Annotated in this window: 16 protein-coding genes and 7 tRNA genes; 11 read left to right on the top strand and 12 right to left on the bottom strand. The window is 75.0% G+C overall.

Annotated features, from left to right (window positions below; genetic code table 11):
• Positions 1–146: 146 nt before the first annotated feature.
• From BJP59_RS07370 to BJP59_RS07340, 7 genes are all read right to left on the bottom strand, one after another.
• Positions 147–1,373, bottom strand: coding sequence for a hypothetical protein (locus BJP59_RS07370; protein WP_194522588.1), 1,227 nt, complete (start codon positions 1,371–1,373; stop codon positions 147–149).
• Positions 1,370–2,650: a polysaccharide pyruvyl transferase family protein gene (locus tag BJP59_RS07365; RefSeq protein WP_194522587.1), complete on the bottom strand. Its 1,281-nt coding sequence runs from the start codon at positions 2,648–2,650 to the stop codon at positions 1,370–1,372. The genes BJP59_RS07370 and BJP59_RS07365 overlap by 4 nt, the downstream gene beginning before the upstream one ends.
• Complete coding sequence (locus tag BJP59_RS07360; protein ID WP_194522586.1) at positions 2,647–3,750, bottom strand: glycosyltransferase family 4 protein; 1,104 nt, start codon at positions 3,748–3,750, stop codon at positions 2,647–2,649. Before BJP59_RS07360 ends, BJP59_RS07365 begins: the two co-directional genes overlap by 4 nt.
• Complete coding sequence (locus BJP59_RS07355) at positions 3,747–4,877, bottom strand: glycosyltransferase (protein ID WP_194522585.1); 1,131 nt, start codon at positions 4,875–4,877, stop codon at positions 3,747–3,749. The genes BJP59_RS07360 and BJP59_RS07355 overlap by 4 nt, the downstream gene beginning before the upstream one ends.
• Positions 4,861–6,384: a sugar transferase gene (locus BJP59_RS07350; RefSeq protein WP_086150330.1), complete on the bottom strand. Its 1,524-nt coding sequence runs from the start codon at positions 6,382–6,384 to the stop codon at positions 4,861–4,863. Before BJP59_RS07350 ends, BJP59_RS07355 begins: the two co-directional genes overlap by 17 nt.
• Positions 6,385–6,580: 196 nt before the next feature.
• The gene (locus BJP59_RS07345; protein WP_061267232.1) at positions 6,581–7,159 is read right to left on the bottom strand and encodes a hypothetical protein; all 579 of its coding nucleotides are present in this window, start codon (positions 7,157–7,159) and stop codon (positions 6,581–6,583) included.
• Positions 7,160–7,269: 110 nt separating this feature from the next.
• Positions 7,270–9,018, bottom strand: a complete 1,749-nt coding sequence (locus BJP59_RS07340) for a DUF4012 domain-containing protein (RefSeq protein ID WP_194522584.1) — start codon at positions 9,016–9,018, stop codon at positions 7,270–7,272.
• A 238-nt stretch (positions 9,019–9,256) separates the two neighbouring features.
• Between BJP59_RS07340 and BJP59_RS07335 the strand changes: the two genes are divergently transcribed.
• A complete protein-coding gene (locus BJP59_RS07335; RefSeq protein ID WP_086150327.1) occupies positions 9,257–9,802 on the top strand; it encodes an arsenate reductase/protein-tyrosine-phosphatase family protein in 546 nt (181 codons plus the stop codon).
• Positions 9,803–10,157: 355 nt separating this feature from the next.
• On the opposite strand, the gene BJP59_RS07330 is transcribed toward BJP59_RS07335, so the two are convergent.
• Positions 10,158–10,424, bottom strand: coding sequence for a helix-turn-helix domain-containing protein (locus BJP59_RS07330; RefSeq protein WP_194522583.1), 267 nt, complete (start codon positions 10,422–10,424; stop codon positions 10,158–10,160).
• A 138-nt stretch (positions 10,425–10,562) separates the two neighbouring features.
• Here BJP59_RS07330 and BJP59_RS07325 point away from each other — a divergent pair, with 138 nt between their 5' ends.
• Complete coding sequence (locus BJP59_RS07325) at positions 10,563–11,468, top strand: hypothetical protein (protein ID WP_194522582.1); 906 nt, start codon at positions 10,563–10,565, stop codon at positions 11,466–11,468.
• A gap of 175 nt (positions 11,469–11,643) precedes the next feature.
• On the opposite strand, the gene BJP59_RS07320 is transcribed toward BJP59_RS07325, so the two are convergent.
• From BJP59_RS07320 to BJP59_RS07310, 3 genes are all read right to left on the bottom strand, one after another.
• Positions 11,644–11,715 (bottom strand) — tRNA-Val (locus BJP59_RS07320).
• Positions 11,716–11,769: 54 nt separating this feature from the next.
• Positions 11,770–12,690 carry an aminotransferase class IV gene (locus BJP59_RS07315; protein WP_194522581.1) on the bottom strand — a complete coding sequence of 307 codons (921 nt, stop codon included), beginning with the start codon at positions 12,688–12,690 and terminating at the stop codon, positions 11,770–11,772.
• Positions 12,687–13,796 carry a chorismate-binding protein gene (locus BJP59_RS07310; RefSeq protein ID WP_194522580.1) on the bottom strand — a complete coding sequence of 370 codons (1,110 nt, stop codon included), beginning with the start codon at positions 13,794–13,796 and terminating at the stop codon, positions 12,687–12,689. Before BJP59_RS07310 ends, BJP59_RS07315 begins: the two co-directional genes overlap by 4 nt.
• 173 nt (positions 13,797–13,969) lie before the next feature.
• Here BJP59_RS07310 and BJP59_RS07305 point away from each other — a divergent pair.
• The 9 genes from BJP59_RS07305 to BJP59_RS07265 all read left to right on the top strand — a co-directional run bounded on the left by BJP59_RS07305 (position 13,970) and on the right by BJP59_RS07265 (position 16,378).
• Positions 13,970–14,042, top strand: a tRNA-Gly gene (locus BJP59_RS07305).
• Positions 14,043–14,090: 48 nt separating this feature from the next.
• A tRNA-Cys gene (locus tag BJP59_RS07300) sits at positions 14,091–14,161 on the top strand.
• A gap of 21 nt (positions 14,162–14,182) precedes the next feature.
• A tRNA-Val gene (locus BJP59_RS07295) sits at positions 14,183–14,254 on the top strand.
• Positions 14,255–14,413: 159 nt separating this feature from the next.
• Positions 14,414–14,486, top strand: a tRNA-Gly gene (locus BJP59_RS07290).
• 54 nt (positions 14,487–14,540) lie between these two features.
• Positions 14,541–14,611: transfer RNA gene (locus tag BJP59_RS07285), tRNA-Cys, on the top strand.
• A gap of 14 nt (positions 14,612–14,625) precedes the next feature.
• Positions 14,626–14,700: transfer RNA gene (locus BJP59_RS07280), tRNA-Val, on the top strand.
• Between the two features lie 51 nt (positions 14,701–14,751).
• Positions 14,752–15,636 (top strand): hypothetical protein, encoded by an 885-nt coding sequence (locus tag BJP59_RS07275; RefSeq protein WP_194522579.1) that lies wholly within the window; start codon positions 14,752–14,754, stop codon positions 15,634–15,636.
• A 47-nt stretch (positions 15,637–15,683) separates the two neighbouring features.
• Complete coding sequence (locus BJP59_RS07270) at positions 15,684–16,007, top strand: DUF2277 domain-containing protein (protein WP_085388015.1); 324 nt, start codon at positions 15,684–15,686, stop codon at positions 16,005–16,007.
• Positions 16,008–16,063: 56 nt separating this feature from the next.
• Positions 16,064–16,378, top strand: coding sequence for a hypothetical protein (locus BJP59_RS07265; RefSeq protein ID WP_332306497.1), 315 nt, complete (start codon positions 16,064–16,066; stop codon positions 16,376–16,378).
• A 19-nt stretch (positions 16,379–16,397) separates the two neighbouring features.
• On the opposite strand, the gene BJP59_RS07260 is transcribed toward BJP59_RS07265, so the two are convergent.
• A complete protein-coding gene (locus BJP59_RS07260) occupies positions 16,398–16,613 on the bottom strand; it encodes a hypothetical protein (RefSeq protein WP_021482368.1) in 216 nt (71 codons plus the stop codon).
• Between the last annotated feature and the right edge of the window lie 176 nt (positions 16,614–16,789).

Genomic DNA, 16,789 nt, shown 5'->3' with positions numbered 1-16,789 from the left:
GCGTACCGTCCCGCTCTCGGGAACACGTCCCGTGACCTCGCGCTCCGCACCCGCGCGAGAATGCGTCGAAGCGCTTCTTAAGCATTTCCGCCGCCGGGCCGGCAAATACCTGCGCATCGACTTCCCGCCACCCCCTGGAACGCGCTTCACACCGCCACCCCGCGGTACGTCCGGACCGCGGCGGGAAGGAAGAACGCGACGTATCCCGCGCCGCCGAGGACAAATCCGAGGGCGAGGCTCGAGAAAGGCCCTCCGGCCAGGTATCCGACCACGAACCCGCACCATGTCACGGCCACCATCCCCATCCGTGCCCGGGTCACGACGGACTGCGCCTTGAAGATCCGCATGACCACGAGGTGCGGTCCGACGAGGCCGCCGCAGGCCGCGAAGCAACCCACCGCAGCGAGCGCGACGGCCAGCTCCCCGCGCTCGATGCCCGACGGGTGCACCGCCCCGGCTGCGGCGACGACGACCAGCGCGACTCCGAGCACCGTCGCGCCCCCCGCGGAGAGCAGGCCGAGACGTCGTGCGCGCCGGACGAGCGTGGCGTCGTCGGGCCGGTCGGCCGTGCCGACCGCGTCCGAGAGCAGGTTCAGCGCGACCGCGGCGAAGAGGACGTTCACGGGACCGTAGAGCGTCTGGCTGAGCCGGAACGCACCGATGCTCGCGCTCACGGAGAGCGCCCCGAGCACCAGGAGCGGCACCGTCGTCGCGAGCTGCGCGACGAGGAACTCGTACGCCTGGGAGCGCGCCCGGGCCCCGTACCCCGCGTACCGCGAGTACCGGTCCACGCGTCGGGCGGCCAGCGCGAGCGGGACGGCCGCGACGGCGTAGCCCGCGCACCACACCGCGTAGAAGGCCACGAGCGGCTGCGAGGAGCCGCTGACGAGGAGGACCGCGGGCACGAGCAGGAGGCGGACCCCGTCCGAGAGCGCGACCGCGCCGTTGCGGCCCTGACCGATGCACCGGAACCGCAGCCAGTCCTGCACGACGGGCGCGACGCTGAGGGACCCCAGCGCGACCGCTCCGCCAGCACCGAGCGCGGTCACGGCGAGGTCCGCCGCGGCGACCAGGACCGCGACCGCCCCCGCCGCGACGACGACGTAGCGGGCCGGGACCACGGCGTGCGGGTCCGTGCGCCGCTCGATGAGCGCGGGCTGGAAGAGACCGCTGCGTACCAGGCCCGTGCCGACGTTCAGCACCAGCAGCGCGAGGCTGAAGCTCGCGAACTCGGCGGGCTCCATGTGCCACGCGCCCAGGAGCACGACGAACGCGCCCGCGGCGCTGGCCGCCGCCTGGGAGAGGACGAGCGGGCGGGTCAGGGCCGTCGCCGGGGCCGCGAGCGAGCGGCGCAGCACGTCAGGAGGGGTCATGCGTCAGCCTCACGAGCCTGCTCCCCGCGAGGAGCGCGCCGAGGCGCGGCGCGAGCGGGGCCCCGCGCCGCCAGTACACGACGCCGATCCCGGTGTTGAGGACGGTCCGCCGCCACCGCCAGGGCATGACGAGCCGCCCGAGCCGAGCCGCGGCGTCGGAGCGGCGGTCCGTGACGCTGAACCGCAGGTGCGTGGCCACGGGGTCCAGGCCCGCGGCCACCGCGTCGTGCCACCCCTGCTCGTCGGTGACGAGCACGTAGTCGGCGGCACGGTCCGCGCGTGCGGCGGCGTGCCCGGGGGCGGACAGCACGGCCGTCGCCTCCGGCCGACGCCCCGTCACGACCCGATCCCCATCGTGCACGCCAGGAGTCGACGGCGTCCCGTGGCACGTCGATGCGGACCACCTCGCCCGACCGCAGGTCCTCCCGGTAGCGCCGCGCCGCGTTCCGCGACGGCGCGCGCAGCCCGACGGACCGCGCGATCTCCCGTGCGCGGTTGTCGATGGACAGGACGAGCGTGGGCACGCCCCGCTGCATCGCCCGGATACCGCCATGGAGCCGCAGGCCCACGTACGCGGTCCCCGGCTCGTCGAGCACCGCGTCGAAGTCCTCGAGGCGGGGGCCGAGCATCGTGCCCGTCCCGCGACGGACGCCGTCCACGTACTCGCGGTCGCCCGGGCCCTGCGGCCAGAAGAGGAGCTCGTCGAACCGCTCGGCGAGCGCGTGCACCAGCCTCCCGTCCGCCAGCGGGTCCTGGCTGTAGTCGGTGAACGTGACCACGACCCGCCGCTCGTCGGACGGGAGCGTCTGCTTCTCCACGCCCCAGAGCGTCGGACAGCTCGTGTGGACGGCCGGCACGCGCGCGCGGCGGAGCCGGGCGAGCGAGTACTCGTCGCGCACCGCCCACGGCACGTCGCCGACGAGCGAGCGCAGCCACGCGGCCGAGACCGGGTCGATCCCGGCCCGCTGGTACTGCCACCAGCCGACGCCGAGGAACGTCAGCCGACCTCGGCACAGGTCGACGTCGTCGGCCGGCCAGTGCCACGCGCGGCGGAACCGCATGTGGTCGGAGAGGAGGTTCGTCCCGCACGCGATCACGGAGCGCGCGTGCCGCAGGGCGGCCCGGTGCGCCGTGGTCAGCCGCCCGTGCATGGGCACGAGCTCGACCTCGTGGCCCTGCTCGCGCAGCGGCGTCACGAGCTCGGCGTCGACCGCCTCCGAGATGATCTGGTCGCCGACGTTCGTCGACGCCGCTCCCGGGTCCACCACCACGATCATCGGACCGCTCCCTCCTCGACCCTGCTCAGCCAGTCGCCGTACCGAGCACCGACGCGGTCCCACGTCGCCGCGCGCTCGGTCCACTCCCGGGCGCGGCGGCCGAGGTCCCGGTTCTCGTCGACCTCCCGGAGCGGGCCCAGCAGGCCCCCCGGACGGTCGACGTGGGCGACGACGGCCACGCCCGCAGCGCGCAAGGGCTCGGCCGCGTGGATCGTCGACGAGACCACGACGGGCACCCCCGCGGCGAGCATCTCGAGCACCGTGATGCTGCACGACTCCCAGCGCGACGGATGCAGGTACGCACGGCAGCCCGTGACGAGGAGCCACTTCTCCTCGCCCCGCGCGTTCCCGCGCAGCTCCACGCAGTCACCGAGCCCGAGGTCGCGGACCAGTCGAGCGGTCCGCTCACGACCGCCCCGGAAGTCGGGGCCCGCGAGCACGAGGCGCGGGCGCGGCGCGGGCAGCTCGGCCCAGCGGCGCAGGAGGTTGTCGATCCCCTTGTGGTCGGGGTCGTACCGTCCCATCCAGAAGAAGTAGTCGCCCCCGCCCACCCACCGGGGCACCTCGGCCGGGGACGGTGCGCCGTTGGGCAGCACGAGCGTGTCCCCGGACCGGCCGCCCGCCACGCCGTCCGCGAGCGGACCCTCGGACGCGTAGAAGACGTGCAGCCAGTCGGCCCGACGCACGACGGAGGCCTCCGCGGCCCGTCGCGCGCCGGCGAGGTCGCGCAGGCGCGTCGTGACGCCCGGCTCGTAGACGCCGTGCGGCATGAGCACGACGACGGCGCCGCGCGCCCGGGCGCTGCGCGCCGCCGCGACGTTGCTCAGGACCCAGCCCTCGTGGAGGTAGAGGACGTCCCCCTCGCCGACCTCGCCGGCGAGGCCGGTCGGCACCCAGCTCGTGCGTCCGCGCCCCACGTGGGAGACGGTCCGGACGCACCCCCGCAGGTCGGTGGGCAGCTCGCGCGGGTCGGGGACGCTCGCGCACAGGACCACGGCCTCCCGGCCCGCCCGGTGGGCCTGCCGTACCCAGTTCTCGATCGACTCGGTCACGCCCGACGGGTGGGCCAGGAACCTGGCGTAGTAGTGCACGACCCTCATGCCGCCTCCATCACGACCGCGTGCACCGCGCGGACGATCCGCTCGGCCGCCGCCTCCGTCGACGGCACCTCGCCGTCGGTGCGCGGGCGACGGTCCTGTGCCGTGAGACGCAGCCAGGCGTCCGCGAGGTCGGTGGGCGTCGCGGGGACCGTGAAGAGGTCGGAGCCCTCGGTGAGGTACTCGATCTCCGGTGCGTGCCGCCCGGCGTCGCTCGTGATCACCGGCAGGCCCAGCACCAGGGCGTCGACCGCGACGAGCCCGACCCGTCCCGGGTTGAGCAGCACCCGCGACACGGCCGCCGCGCGCGCCGTCCCCCGCGCGTCGACCTGCCCCAGCAGGACGACGCGTCCGGTCTCGGCGGCCAGGCCCTCGAACAGGCCCCGGGCGGGCCCGTCGCCGGCCACGAGCAGCCAGGCTGCCGGGTCGCGCCGGAGCACGGTCCGGGCGGTCTCGACGACCAGCTCCGGCAGCTTGTGCTCGTTCAGCGCACCGAGCAGGAGCGCGGCGCGCGCGTCCGCCGGCAGACCCAGGGCCGCCCGGTACGCGTCGACCGCTCCCGCGTCGAGCGCGTCCCGCTCGCGGCGGAGGGTCCGGGTGTCCGTGCTGTTCCCGAACGAGGTCACCCGGTCGGCCGGCACGCGGGCCGTCTCGACGACGTGCCGCCTGCCCGCGTCGGTGTAGGTGAGCACGTGCCGCGCCCGGCGGTTCAGCCACGCCTCCCAGCGCTCCGCGAGGCCCACCTCGTCCGCCGTGTAGGACGCGCCGTGGCCCCACGTCACGTACGGCCTCCCGCGGAGCGCCGCCGAGAGCGCGTCCAGGTTGCCCGCCTGCATCTCGGTGACGAGCACGGCGTCGCGCCACCCCGGCGGGACGACACGGCGGAGCAGATGCCGGCCGCCTCTCCCGACCCGCACGGTGCGCACCGGCACCTCCGTCGCCCAGGGTGGCTCGACCAGGTCGCCGCGCTCTCGACGGCGCCGCATCTGCTCGACGTCGCCGCCGTAGAAGACGTGCGTGTCCACCCGGACCTCGGCGAGGCCCTCGACCACGAGGCCGAGCAGCCTCTCGCGGTAGGCGGGGACGTACGGCTGCGTGATGACGACCCGTCGGCTAGTAGGCGCCGTCACGACCCACCACCGCTCGCAGCGTCCGCAGCAGGATGAGCAGGTCTCCCGTCACCGTCCAGTTCTCCACGTAGTAGAGATCGAGCCGGACGCTCTCCTCCAGCGTGAGGTTGTTGCGCCCCGACACCTGCCACAGACCCGTGAGCCCCGGCTTGACCAGCAGCCGACGGCCGATCTCGTCGTCGTACTGGTCGACCTCGAGCGCGATCTGCGGGCGCGGTCCGACGAGGCTCATGGACCCGCCCAGCACGTTGAAGAGCTGCGGGAGCTCGTCGATCGAGTAGCGGCGGATGAACGCGCCGACCCGGGTCACGCGCGGGTCCTGCCTGGGCTTGTAGAACACCCCGACCGTGTCGGCCCCGAGGACGTCCCCGAGGTGCTCCTCGGCGTCGACGACCATCGAGCGGAACTTGAGCACCGTGAAGGGCTCGCCGCGCAGCCCGACCCGCTCCTGGGTGAACAGCACCGGGCCGCGGCTCGTGAGCCGGACCGCGACCGCCGTGAGGAGCAGCGGCACGGAGAACAGCACGATGAGGCAGAGCGCCCCGACCACGTCGAAAGCACGCTTGAGCACGTGCTGCGGACCGGAGTATCCGGGCGCCTCGACGTGGAGCAGCGGAAGCCCCGCCACGGGGCGCGTCCGGATGCGCGGGCCTGCGACGTCCGTGAGCGCGGGGGCGAGCACGAGGTCGGCACCCCAGGGCTCGAGGTCCCACGCGAGGCGCTTGACGGTCCGGGGCGTGACGAGGTCGGACCCGGTGACCATGACCGTGTCGGCCCGGAGCGGCTCGACGAGACGGGCAGTGTCGGACACCTCTCCGACGACGGGCACGCCCGCCACCCTCTCGTGCGGCTCGACGGGTCCGCCGGGTACGCAGGCGCCGACGACCTCGTACCCGCTGTCCGCGGCCTCGCGCAGCCGCTCGACGAGGTGCGCGGCGCCGTCGCGGCCACCGACCACGAGGCTCCGGGAGCGGCAGCGGCCACGCCGACGCAGGCTCACGAGCCGGCGCCGTACCGCCCAGCGGCCCAGCACGAGGAGCACCAGGCCGACGGGGAGCGCGATCGCGACGTAGCCCCGAGCGAGGTCGTAGCGCAACAGGTAGGCCGCGATCGCGACGACTCCGAACACGGCGACGGTCGTGTTGACGACGCGCGCGTACTCCGGCGCCCCCGAGCCCAGGCTGCGGCTGTCCCGGGAGAACGCCGCCCGCAGCGCGCACCACCAGCCGACCAGCAGGCCGACCGAGATGGCGAGGTACTGGAGGTCCAGCACCGTCCCGTCGATCCCGTCGAACCGGACGAGATAGGCGGTCGCGATCGCCGCCGAGATGGCGAGCGCGTCGACCGCCGCCACGCGGCGAGACAGCCGCGCCTTCCAGCCCGGGCGTCGGTACGCGCCCAGGGCGATCCGGACGAGCTGCCCGGTGTCGAACGCCGGCACGTCTGCGGGCGTGCCCGCACCCTCCCGCTCGACCGTGCCGATCTCGTGGTCCTTCTCCAACGTCATGGTGCCCCCTGCGACGTCCTGGCGGCGCACGCGAGGTCCGACGGCGCGGCTGCCCGGGGGCGCGCTCGCGCCACCGTCCAAGCGGTGGCCTGGCGAGTGTCTCCGTCGCGGACCGGGACGTCTTCGTCACGGCGACGGCCGGTCGTCGGACGACCGGGGTGGTCCGAGGGAGTGCCCGCCGGAGCGGGCACCCCCGTCAGGCCTGGGTGCCGGTGGACCGGCGGCGGTTCCGCGCGACGACGACCGCGGTCGCGCCGCCGGCGACGAGGAGCGCTGCTCCGCCGAGGAGCAGCACGTCGTCGGAGCCGGTCTGCGCGAGCCCGCCGCCCCCCGAGGTGGAGCCGCTGCCCGCGGAGCCACCGGCCGCGCCGGAGCCCGAGCCGCTCCCGCTGCCGGCGCCGTCCGCCGGGACGGCGACGATCTGCTGGCTGGAGAGCACCGTGCCGTCCGCGTCGGTCGCCACGAGGGAGTAGGTGCCCGGCTGCGACAGAGTGACCTCGAAGGAGGCGAACCCGTCGGTGGTGCTCTTCGTGAGCGCCTTCGTGCCCGCGATGGTGATCGCGCCGTCCGGGACGTCGGGCGACGAGATCGTCAGCGTGATCGTCGGGTTACCGGCCGGGCCGCCCACCGTGACGGTGAACGACTCCCCGACGGCGGGTGTGGTGGTGGAGACGCCCACCTCGTACTCGTCGGCCTCGTAGGCGTTGGCGACGGCCGGAGCCGCGGCGAGCGCGGCGGCGAGGACGAGCGTGGTCGCGGCGTATCGGATCTTCATGTCAGAGGCCCCCTGCCCTTTCGACTGGTGCGGGAGCCTGACGTGGACGTCGTCACCGCGCCGTCCGTGCGCACGGGCCCCCGCCGTGTGCCTCTCCAGAAGAACACACCTCACGGGCACCCGGTAGCGGAGAGGGCAGTTGTCTCATGGCTGGCACCAGGAGTTTTCCTCACGGAAACATCACCGCGCTGGTTCCGACCGCTCACGACCTCGTACGCGTAGGTCGCCGACCCCCCGGGGGCGAGCGCGACGGTCCGGCCTCCGACCACGAGGCCGTCGTGCACCTGGGCGAAGAGCCCGGGGTCGCCGTCGGCGCCGGACGACCCGCGGATCCCTCCGCCGGCCGGCGCGTAGACGAGGAGGTTGGTGCGGATCGTCCCGTCGCCGCCCGCGCCCAGGACGTACGCCGGGAGCTCGGCCGCCGCGTCCGCGGAGAGGGTCGACGTGAGCGTGACGCGGAGCGTGAACGCCTGGGAGCCGTCGGGCCGGCAGGTCACGTCGTCGAGCGCGACGCTCGAGTCGAGGTAGTACCCGGTCTTCGACGCCGTCGTCGCGTTGAGGTAGACGCCCACCACCGGGGAGGTCGGCTCGCCGCCGGCCGCGGGGCGCCGGCCCAGCAGCTCGCCGGAGAGCACCGTCCCCGAGAGACGCTCCTGCTCCGGGCTGCGCGCGGACCAGACGAGCAGCCGACCCTCCCTGGCCGACTGCGCGAGCGTCTCGACGACCCGCGCGGGGTCTGCGGTGCCCGCGGTGAGCGCGGCGAACACCTGGCGCGCCACGAGCCCCAGCACCTGGTCCTGCTCTGCCGGGTCCTCGTAGTCCCGGTAGACGCCGTTGAGGAGGTAGCCCGCGGCGTCGTCCCCCGTGAGGCGCAGCTCCTCTCCCCCCGGCGTCGTGACGACGACGGGCCCGACCGCGCCCAGCACCCCGGCGAGCGCGACGGGGTCGACGGCCAGCACGCCGTCGACGTCCTCACCGGTGTGGCGGGCCCACGCCTCGCGTGCGACGCGCGCCGCGCGGGGGTAGTCGGGCGTCGAGGTGACGTTGAGCATGTACCGGCCGAGGTCGTCTCCGAACAGGGCCGCCTCCGCGCCGCTCAGCTCGACGACGCTCTGGTCCGTACCGAGGTCGCTCCCCGCACGGACGTCCACGAGCTCGACGCCGCCCGACTCCGCACGGAGGTGGAGCACCGAGCCCGCGATCCCGCCGGTCGCGCGCGGTTCCGCGTTGTTCTGCACGAGCACGAGATAGTCACGGGTGCCGTCAGCCCCGAGCATCGGCGGGACGAGCTCGACCGCGCGCGCGGCGGTCGCCGTCTGCGAGGCGACGTCCCCGAGCTCGTCGCGGAGGTCGTCCACGGCCGACGCGAGCGGGCCCACGAGCGTCGACGTGTCGATGCTCGCGACGCTCGCGAACGACGCCGCGACCGCCCGGTCGGCCGCCACGACGCCGTCGCGCGCCTCGACGAGCGGGGCGAGGTCGACGGCACCGCCCGACGGCGCGACGACCGCAGGCGACGCGATCGCCACGGCGTCGGCGAGCCGCGGCAGCGCGTCCTGCGCGACCCGGTCGACGGCGCTCGTCACGTCCCCCAGGGCGCGCGCGTCGTCGCCGACGAACGGCAGGGCGCGCGCCACCACCCAGGGTGGGCCGTGCGTCGCGGCGGCCGCGACGGCCGCGGACCGACGCACCTCGTCGACGGACCGGCCGACGTCCTCCCCGGCGCGCACCTGCTCCTGGAGACCCGGGAGCCGGGCCGCGACGTCCTCGAGCGCGGCACGGGCGCGCAGCACGTCCGCGACGAGCCAGGCGAGCCAGACGAGGACCAGCACCACCACGAGCGCCACGACCGCGGCCACCCGTCGTCGGGTCCGCCGGGACGGCCGTCGCCCGGTCGACGCCCGCCGCGCGGGTCGTCCGCGCTCGGCCACCGGGGCCTCGTCGGACGCGACCACCGTCGCCGCCCCGGACCATCCCGGGCCCCACCCGTCGTGCACCATGCCGCCCCCCGCGACTCGCCCCCGATGACACGACCCCGTCACGGGGCCGTCGCCCGCGCTACATTACCCAGACCCTCGACCGCAGGAAGGATGAACGGTGCTCTCGGTCCTCGTCGTCTGCACCGGCAACATCTGCCGGTCTCCCGCGGCCCAGCTCCTGCTTACCGCTGCGCTCGACGGCTCCGTCGACGTCGCCAGCGCCGGCACCGCCGCGGTCGTCGGTGCCCCAGTCGCCCCTCCCGTGGCGCGCCTGTTGGAGGACCGTGGCCTGGATCCCTCGGGGTTCGTGGCCCGCCCCCTCGACGCCGCGCTGGTGGCGTCCGCGGACGTGGTGCTCGCGATGACCCGCCGTCACCGGGCCGCCGTGCTCGAGGTGGCGCCGTCGGCGTTGCGCAGGTCCCTGCTGTTCACGGAGCTCTCGGCGCTCGCGGAGCGCGTGGGCCCGTGGCCCGGCCGGGCGGACGACGCCGAGCGGCTCACGGAGGTGCTCGGCGTCGCGCCGCGCGCACGAGCGGGAGTCGACCTCACGCGAGAGGCGCCCGACGTGGAAGACCCGTACGGGCGCCCCGAGGAGGTCCACCGACGGGTCGTGGACCGCATCGGCGCAGACATCGCCCGGCTCGTCGCCGCGCTGCGGCGGTGACCGGTCCTCCTCCTTGCCCCCTGCGCACGGAGGAGGACCGTCCGTCCTCACGGTCTCCGGAGCACCGTGAGCACGACCGCCACGACCGTTCCTCGCCGACCGCGGCCGAGGCGGTCCGGGCGCTGCCGGCGAGGACATCGTCGCTGCTGCGGGGACGCCTGCGGGCCGCTGCCCGCACCGGGTCCCGCGAGCACTGTGCACCGCTGCGGAGATCGGTGCAGGCTGGACGCTCGACCAGGATCCGGCGGCTTGCGCGGTTCGGACGGGGATGCGTGCTTTTCGAGCACCCTTCGTCCGGTTTCATCCGATGCACGTCTGCCATGGGAACGCTCACATAGTGAGATCGGGCAGGGCTTCACCCGCCCCTCGTGTCGTCCCGCACGGGCTCGGTGGCGTGCGCGAGGTCCCGCGCCGCGGGCCCGATCCGGTACCGGCGGTCCTCACCCTGCACGAGCCACCGGTGGGCGACCAAGGTCTGGGCGATGCGGAACGCGCCCGGACGGCTCACCCCGAGAGACGCGGCCAGCTCGGCGAGGCGCAGCGCGCCCGCCGCGGCGACCAGCTCGACGGTGCGCACCGTACGCGACACGGAGGCCAGGACGTACGTTCCCCTGCTCGACATGCCTCGAACCCTAGGAGGCATCGTCCCGGCTCGCACCGGGCGAGGGACCTCGACGTCGGCGCTACCGTGCTGGCCCGCGAACGCGAACCGGTCGAGGATGGGCCCGGACCCGCACGTGCACGCCGGAGGACGAACACCGTGGACCTCTCACCCGCGAACCGAGGACGACGCCCCACCGCGCGACGGCGCCCCGCGCCGACGCTCGCGGCCCTCGGCCTGGCGACGACGTGGCTCCTCGCCGGGTGCTCCTCCGGCCGGGACGTCTGGGCGGAGGCGATGGAGGACGTCGACGGCGTCGTGTCGGTGGAGTACCTGTCCCGGGACAACCAGCTCGTCGGACCCGACGACCACGAGATGACCGTCCGGCTCGAGGACGACCTCGACGCGGAGCAGGTGCGCCGGATCGCCGAGGCGAGCTGCGCACGCGACGCACCTCTCACGCGCCTCACGCTCACCACAGCACCGGGCACGGACGAGGCCGGGTCGGTGACCCTCCGGAGCGCGGTCCCGTACGGCAGCGCGTGCCTCGCCGAGGAGACGGTGGCCGGGTTCGCCGCCGCGAGCGCCGCGATGGGTCGTCTGCTGCCGGGGTACGACGGCGACTTCGACGCCCCGGGGTTCACCGCGGGAGCGGCGCCCTCCCCCGACGACCCCGACCGCGCGCTCGTCGTCGTGACGACGTCCGCCGAGCGCGCCCGCCTGCTCGACGCGCTCCGCGCGCTCCACGACGAGAGCACGGCGCTGCCGCTCCGTTACGTCGGGTGGTGGGACGAGGACCGCGACCCGGGCACTCCGGCGACGAGACCTCTGGTGGCACATCTCTCGCCCGACGCGGACATGGCGGTCCTGGCACCGTTGATCAGCGGGGCGTTCGAGCTCGGCATGGACGACGTCGAGGTCACGGACCGCACGATCACCGTCACCCCGCCGCCCGGCGCCGTCCCGGACGCCGCCGCGTGGCAGCACCTGGCCGACCAGGCCGCGGGAGCCGGCGTCGGGCTGGAGGTCGGGACGCCGAGCGAGCCGGACGCCACGACCGGCTGACTCCCGACGAGCGACGCCGGCCTGGGACCCGCGAGGGCTCAGCACCCGGTAAACCTCTCGAGGCGCTGCACGGCAGGGCGGGGGCGAACAGGTCCCGACGCGGATCCTCGGGCCGCCGGCGCACCGTGACACGAAAGAGGCCGCCTCCGCGGGTGCGGGGACGGCCTCTGCTCGGTGGGCGATACTGGGTTCGAACCAGTGACCTCTTCGGTGTGAACGAAGCGCGCTACCACTGCGCCAATCGCCCGAGTGCGTGGTCGATACTAGCCTGAAACGGACCGGATCGAAAAACCGGCCGCCCTCAGGGGTCGAGACGCTCGCGGCGACGCCGCTCGAACAGGTCCCGCGCCGCCACGGAGAGCTCCCCCGCAGCCACGTCCGCGCCGTCGAGCCAGGTCACCGGCTGGACGTTGCGCACGGAGCCCGTGAGCAGCAGCGCCGACTCCCCCGCGGTCACCTCGTCGAGCACGGCGAACGAGAGCTCGCCGGGACGCGCCTCGCGCGCGGGCAGGCCGTCCTCCGCGGCCCACTCGAGCAGCAGCTCGCGCGTGATGCCCGCGAGGCAGCCCGAGGACAGGGGCGGGGTGACGAGCTCGCCCCCGCGCTCGACGAAGACGTTCGCCCCGGTGCCCTCGCACAGGTCGCCGGCCGTGTTCGCGAGGAGCGCCTCGTCGCCGCCCTTGGCCACGGCGTCGGCGAGCGCCACGACGTTCTCCGCGTACGACGTCGTCTTGAGCCCGGCGACGGCGGAGCGCTCGTTCCGGGTCCAGGGCGACCGCACCGCACGGCCGGCGGGACGGATGACCGCCGGGCCGACCGCGACGACGACGGTCTGCTCGCCGGGGGTGCGCCCGGACCCGAGCGGCCCGACGCCGGCCGTCACCGTGATGCGCAGCCGGCCCACCGGCCCGGCGCCGGCACGCGTGCGCGCGTCCGCCTCGGCGAGCACGGCCTCGACGCCGTCGAGCACGCGGCGCTCGTCCGGCGCGTCGAGGCCGAGCCCGGCGGCGGACCGCGCGAGCCGGCGCAGGTGGCGCGTGAGTGCGAAGGCCCGGCCGTCGAACACGGCGCACGTCTCGAACACGCCGTCCCCGACGGTCACGCCGTGGTCGACCGCGCTGAGCGCGACCTCGCCGGGCGCCACGAGGCGCCCGTCGGCCCAGATCACGAGGTTCTCGGTCGTGCTCGCGGACGTCGGTGTCGTGGCGGCAGGGGTGCTCATGGCTCCAGTGTGCCCGAGGCGAGGCCGACGAGGCGGCGCGCCTTGAGCTCGGTCTCCTCCCACTCGCGCGCGGGGTCGCTCCCCCAGGTGATCCCGGCGCCCGTGCCGAAGCGCAGGACGCCGTCGGACCACCAGAAGGTGCGGATCCCGACGGCGAGCACGGCCTCGTCGCCGTCGACCCAGCCGACGGCGCCGCAGTAGGGGCCGCGCGGCACGGGCTCCAGCGCGTCGATGATCCGCAGCGCGGACGACTTGGGCGCCCCGGAGACCGACGCCGGCGGGAAGGTGGCCTCGAGCAGCGCGGGCCACAGCGCGGCCGACCCTGCGAGCCCGGCGCGCAGGCGTCCCGTCACCGTGCTCACGAGGTGGACCAGACCGGGGTGCTGCTCGACCGCGAGCAGGTCGGTGACCTCGACGGTCCCCGGGGCGCACACGCGCTGGAGGTCGTTGCGCACGAGGTCGGTGATCATCACGTTCTCCGCCCGGTCCTTGGCGGTGAGCCCCGCGGGGGTGGGCGCGGTGCCCTTGATGGGTCCGGACGTCACCGTGCCCCCCGCGACCCGGAGGTACAGCTCGGGCGAGGCGCTGACGACCCACACCGGGTCGACGCCGGACCCCGCCGGCACGTGCAGGACGCCCCCGTACGGAGCGGGGTTGCCCCGGGCGAGACGACGCGCGAGGGCCCGGGCGTCGGGCTCGCCGCCACCCGGGCCGACGAGCGGGGCCGCCAGCACACGGCAGACGTTCGCCTGATAGACCTCGCCCTCCCGGACCTCGTCGCGCACGTGCGCGACGGCGGCCTCGTAGCCGGCCCGGTCCAGGGAGCTGCGCCACGCGGTCGGGTCGGGCCCGCGCCACGGGTCGGCCTCTGCTCCCGCGGGCGTGACGGCGTCCAGGTCCGACGGGGCGAGCCGCTCGGCGAACCGCCACGCGCGTGCCCGGCCGCCGCGGGCGGGGTCGTCGAAGTCGGCGACCACGAACCACGGCCCGTCGTCGGCCAGCCGCTCCGGCTCGCGCCGGAGGTCGACGCACTCGAGCACGCCGCTCGCGGCGCGCCCGGCGAAGCGAGCGAACCCCGGTGTGGGTGTTCTCCCAGGTCCTGGCACGGGACCACGCTACCCACGGCGCACCCTCCGCCCGGACCCCGGCCCCCGAGCACCGATCGCGGGCTCGGCGGGGCCGGTTGGACGCCGGACGCGAACGTGGACTAATGTCTGGGACGCGCCGGAACGCCGGAGGGCCGGGGGAAACGCTCCCCGAAGCTCCAAGGTCCGGCCGCGCGGATGTGGCTCAGTTGGTAGAGCATCACCTTGCCAAGGTGAGGGTCGCGGGTTCGAGTCCCGTCATCCGCTCGGAGGCCCACCCTCCTGCCGCCCTCGTGGTGGCGGAGGGCAGGTCGCGGTGGAGTGGCCGAGAGGCGAGGCAGCGGCCTGCAAAGCCGTATACGTGGGTTCGAATCCCATCTCCACCTCGCAACAGCACCACCCCTCTGGGGCGATTGGCGCAGCGGTAGCGCGCTTCCCTGACACGGAAGAGGTCACTGGTTCGATCCCAGTATCGCCCACGAGCACGACGAGAGAGGCCGCCCCGGCACCGTCCGGAGCGGCCTCTCTCGCGCCGACCATCACCTGGACCGGATGCACGGGTCCGGGCGGAAGTCGGCTAGTATGTGCTTCGCGCCGATCACCACGGGGCTCGTGAGAGCCCTCGACGGACCGGCTGCGCGGATGTGGCTCAGTTGGTAGAGCATCACCTTGCCAAGGTGAGGGTCGCGGGTTCGAGTCCCGTCATCCGCTCGGAGGCCCACTCTCTGGCCCGCTCCCCCGGGAGCATGAGAGGACGCGTCTCAAGGTGGAGTGGCCGAGAGGCGAGGCAGCGGCCTGCAAAGCCGTATACGTGGGTTCGAATCCCATCTCCACCTCGTATGCAGCACCCGGGCGATTGGCGCAGCGGTAGCGCGCTTCCCTGACACGGAAGAGGTCACTGGTTCGATCCCAGTATCGCCCACCACTCGAAGGCCGTCCCGGCGCCGGGGCGGCCTTCGTCGTCTACTCTCGGCCCATGCCCGACCAGCGCCCCGCCCACGACGTCCTGCCGCTCGGCGCGGCCCCGCGTCCCACGACCGCCCCCGAGCTGCTCGCACGCCTGCGGCCGGCCGTCCTCGACACGCTGGGCCCCGAGGTCGAGGGCACGGCGGCCGTCCGGCTCGACGCCGACCTCGAGGGCGCGGACGTCTCTCGCCTCGACGTCGACCTCACGGGTGTCCGGGTCCGCGTGGGGGCGGACCGCCCCGCCTCCTCGTCCGGGCGCAGCACCTCCCCGACGGTCGACGTCGAGCACGTCCTTTCGCGCGAGGACGCGGTGGTGCGCCGGCTCCGGGTCGACGCGCACCCGCTCCTGGTCGACGACGTCCCCGTGGAGGTCACGGCCGAGATCGCGGGGCTGCGCTTCCGCTGGGTCGAGGGCGCCGACGGGTCTCTCGCCGTCGAGGGCGTGGAGCCCGACGACGCCGCACCCCTCGGCGGGCACGTCCGCGTCTCGGCCCCGCGCGAGGCGGTCCTCGCCACCGCCCGGAGGATCGTCGCCACCGAGCTGCAGAACATCGGTCTCACGCTGGCCTCGCTCGACGTCGACCTCGTCGCGACGGGGCCGCGCACGGTGTCGCTCCAGGCGTTCGCCCGCGTGCGCAAGGGGCTGCTCTCGGCGAGCGTGCGCGCGACCGGCACCGCCGAGGTCGACGCACGCATGGTGCTCACCGTCCGCGACCTCGAGCTCTCGAGCCGCAACCCCGTCGTCGCGGCGTTGCTCGTGGTGGCCCGCGGAGAGCTGGCGAAGGTCGAGGGGCGCCACGTCGACCTCGCGGCCGACCTGCCGCCGGGCGTGCGCGTGGCGGACGTGCGGGTCGAGGCGGGCGAGCACCTCGCGGTGACGGCCCGCCTCGCCTGACCCCGGCCGCTCTTGTGGCGCTCCTCACACGCACGTAGCGTCGAGGCATGTGCCGGAACATCACGACCCTGCGCGGCCTCGAACCGCCCGCGACCGACGAGGAGATCGAGGCGGCCGCGCGCCAGTTCGTCCGGAAGGTCACGGGCATCCAGCGCACGAGCGCCGCGACCGAGGAGCCGTTCGAGCGCGCGGTCGACGAGGTGACCGCGATCGTCGCGCGCCTGCTCGACGAGCTGCCCGAGCGCCGCAACCCGCCGACGACGGTCCCGCCCCTGCGGCGCGAGGAGGTCCGGGCGCGCATCGCCGCCCGCGAGGCCGCCGAGCGCGAGCACGAGCGGGCGCACGAGCTCGGGATCGCGCACACACACTGAGACGGGCCGCGACGGCGGGTGCGGCGAGGTCCCGGCGGCGTCTAGGCTCGGAACCCGTGAACGACGCACCCGCCTCGCCCCCGCCCCAGGCCGACCGGCCCGAGCCCGTGAGCGCGACCATGCGCCGCGCCAAGGCGGACGCGCGGTCGGAGCACGTGACGATCGGGCAGGTCCGCGAGGACGCCGCCGGGCGGGTCACCATCGACTGCTCGTGCGGCATGCCGCTCACCAACGGTCCCGACTGGACCGTCGACGAGCACATCCGCCTGCACCGGGCCGAGGCGCGCTACCTCGCCCTCAGCGCCGTCGCCCCCGCGGGGATGCCGCGGCTCATCGCGGTCGACGCCGACCGCCTGCCGCGCGTCGACTGAGGGGCCGGGCGCGAAGTTCCTACAGCTCGTCCGGGTCGTCCCAGGACGTGCCCGACGACGCGCCGTCGATGGGCCGGCGCTCGTTCTCCGAGAGCGACTGCGGGGCCTTCGTCGCGTCCCCCCCGGTGAGCACGTCGCCGGACCCCTCTCCCTCGTCCTCGCGGCGCGGGGACAGCCGGGCGGACGCGATGTCGGACTGGTTGAGGTCGTCGCGGTGGTGTGCGTGGGTGCTCATGGCACGGGTCTACCAGGTCCGACCCCGCGATGCACGACCGTCCGCCTCCGGGCGGGTCGGTGCGTCGCACGGGCGGGGCGACCATCAGCGCGATCGCCGCTTGGCACACTATTCCTGTCCTGGTCGCGGGGGGAGACCCCGGTCGAGATCGATCGCGTCACCGAGGGGCCTCCTGC

Source organism: Cellulosimicrobium sp. JZ28 (assembly GCF_015327065.1).
In the GTDB taxonomy this organism is placed as follows: Bacteria; Actinomycetota; Actinomycetes; order Actinomycetales; family Cellulomonadaceae; genus Cellulosimicrobium; species Cellulosimicrobium funkei.
The sequence above is the reverse complement of the archived record's forward strand: the minus strand, read 5'-3'. Positions and strand labels throughout refer to the sequence as shown.

What these genes read in the sequence shown, in the direction of transcription:
- BJP59_RS07360 (WP_194522586.1), bottom strand. Translation starts at nt 3,750, where the DNA reads ATGAGGGTCGTGCACTACTACGCCAGGTTCCTGGCCCACCCGTCGGGC.
- BJP59_RS07270 (WP_085388015.1), top strand. Translation starts at nt 15,684, where the DNA reads ATGTGCCGGAACATCACGACCCTGCGCGGCCTCGAACCGCCCGCGACC.
- BJP59_RS07275 (WP_194522579.1), top strand. Translation starts at nt 14,752, where the DNA reads ATGCCCGACCAGCGCCCCGCCCACGACGTCCTGCCGCTCGGCGCGGCC.
- BJP59_RS07370 (WP_194522588.1), bottom strand. Translation starts at nt 1,373, where the DNA reads ATGACCCCTCCTGACGTGCTGCGCCGCTCGCTCGCGGCCCCGGCGACG.
- BJP59_RS07330 (WP_194522583.1), bottom strand. Translation starts at nt 10,424, where the DNA reads ATGTCGAGCAGGGGAACGTACGTCCTGGCCTCCGTGTCGCGTACGGTG.
- BJP59_RS07350 (WP_086150330.1), bottom strand. Translation starts at nt 6,384, where the DNA reads ATGACGTTGGAGAAGGACCACGAGATCGGCACGGTCGAGCGGGAGGGT.
- BJP59_RS07365 (WP_194522587.1), bottom strand. Translation starts at nt 2,650, where the DNA reads ATGATCGTGGTGGTGGACCCGGGAGCGGCGTCGACGAACGTCGGCGAC.
- BJP59_RS07345 (WP_061267232.1), bottom strand. Translation starts at nt 7,159, where the DNA reads ATGAAGATCCGATACGCCGCGACCACGCTCGTCCTCGCCGCCGCGCTC.
- BJP59_RS07315 (WP_194522581.1), bottom strand. Translation starts at nt 12,690, where the DNA reads ATGAGCACCCCTGCCGCCACGACACCGACGTCCGCGAGCACGACCGAG.
- BJP59_RS07260 (WP_021482368.1), bottom strand. Translation starts at nt 16,613, where the DNA reads ATGAGCACCCACGCACACCACCGCGACGACCTCAACCAGTCCGACATC.